This window comes from Mycobacterium persicum (genome assembly GCF_002086675.1).
GTDB classification, from domain to species: Bacteria; Actinomycetota; Actinomycetes; order Mycobacteriales; family Mycobacteriaceae; genus Mycobacterium; species Mycobacterium persicum.
Genome location: NZ_MVIF01000228.1, coordinates 1 through 1,677 on the forward strand (window position 1 = coordinate 1; position 1,677 = coordinate 1,677).

Below are 1,677 nucleotides of genomic sequence, written 5' to 3' on the forward strand. Positions count from 1 at the left end.
GGGTGGCACCGCGGGGCTGTTCGGTCAGGGTGGGGCCGGTGGGATCGGCGGCGCCGGTGGTGTCGGTGGCCAGGGCCTGCCCGGCCAGGAGGGCGGCACCGGCGGGACCGGCGGTCACGGCGCGGCCGGCGGTACCGCCGGGCTGTTCGGGCACGGGGGTACCGGCGGCAACGGTGGCACCGGCGGCGCCGGCGGTGCGGGCTTAGACGGCCACCCGGGCGCCACCACCGGTGGCTTCGGCGGCCACGGCGGCACCGGCGGGGCCGCCGGTGCCGGTGGCAATGCCGGCGCCTTCGGCACCAACGGCAGTGGCGGGCGCGGCGGCAACGGTGGGGTTGGTGGCATCGGTGGCGCCGGCGCGGCCGATACCGGAAGCGGTGCCGGCGCGGGCGGTTTCGGCGGTAACGGCGGCAACGCCGGCACCGGCGGGGCCGCCGGCACCGGCGGATTCGGCGGGTTGGCCGGTGCCTATGGCGATGGCGGCGCGGGCGCAATCGGCGGCGTGGGCGGGGCCGGCGCCAGCGCCGCGGCCGGCAGCGGCCTTGGCGGTACCGATGGCGGTGCCGGCGGCCAGGGTGGGTCCGGCGGCAATAGTGGTCCCGGCGGCACCAACGGTAGGGGTGCCGACGGCGCCGTCGGCGGCGCTGGCGGCGACGGCGGCAGTGGTGCCGCCGACACCGGCGCCGGCGCCGGCAATGGCGGCGACGGCGGACATGGTGGCGCCGGCGGCGCCGCCGGCCTGGCCGGCAAGGGCGGCGGTGGCGGCATCGGCGGCATCGGCGGTACCGGCGGCGCCGGTGGCGCCGGCGGCACCGGCGCGGACGGCAAGGCCGGCACCGGTCACATGGGCGGTACCGGTGGCAACGGCGGTACCGGCGGCACCGGCGGGAATGGTCTGGCCGGTGCCACGAACGGGAGCGGCGGGGTGGGCGGCGCCGGCGGCGTTGGCGGCGTCGGCGCCAGCGGAACCCCCGATACCGGCAGCGGTGGCGGAGACGGCGGCTACGGCGGCTATGGCGGTGACGGCGGTGCGGGCGGCACGCCCGGGCACGGCCATGGCGCCAGCGGTATCGCCGGCACCGGCGGCGCCGGCGGCGACGGCGGAGCAGCCGGCGCGGGCGCCGACGCCATCCCTGGATCCGGCAACTACGGCGGTTACGGCGGAGACGGCGGTGAGGGCGGCGACGGCGGTTACGGCGGCAACGGCTTCACCGCCACCGGCGGCACCGGCGGCGCCGGCGGGGCCGGCGGGAAGGCCGGCGCCGGCGGCCCTTCCGGCAGCGGCGACCAGACTGCTGGGGGCACCGGCGGCACTGGAGGCACCGGGGGCGGAGGTGGCTTCGGTGGTGCCGGCGACCTCGAGCAAACCGGCGGCGCCGGCGGGGCGGGTGGCACCGGCGGCACCGGCGGCGACAGCGGCCCCGGCGGAACCGCCGGCAACGGCGGCGCGGGCGGCGTCGGCGGCGGTGGCGGCTACGGCGGCCCGGGCGACTACCAGGAAACGGGCTTCGCGGGTGGGCCCGGCGGCACCGGCGGCACCGGCGGCAACCCTGGCACCGGCGGAAATCCGGGTGTCGGCGGCAACGGCGGCGCCGGCGGCGTCGGCGGCGGCGGCGGTTACGGCGGCACCGGCCGCGAATCGGCCGGCGCCATGGGCGGCATCGGCGCCGCCGGTGC

1 protein-coding gene is annotated in these 1,677 nt (G+C 81.0%); it reads left to right on the forward strand.

The features are described from left to right. Positions 1-1,677, forward strand: a 1,677-nt coding sequence (locus BST40_RS33470) for a hypothetical protein (RefSeq protein ID WP_208618950.1), incomplete at both ends; no start/stop codon positions are given.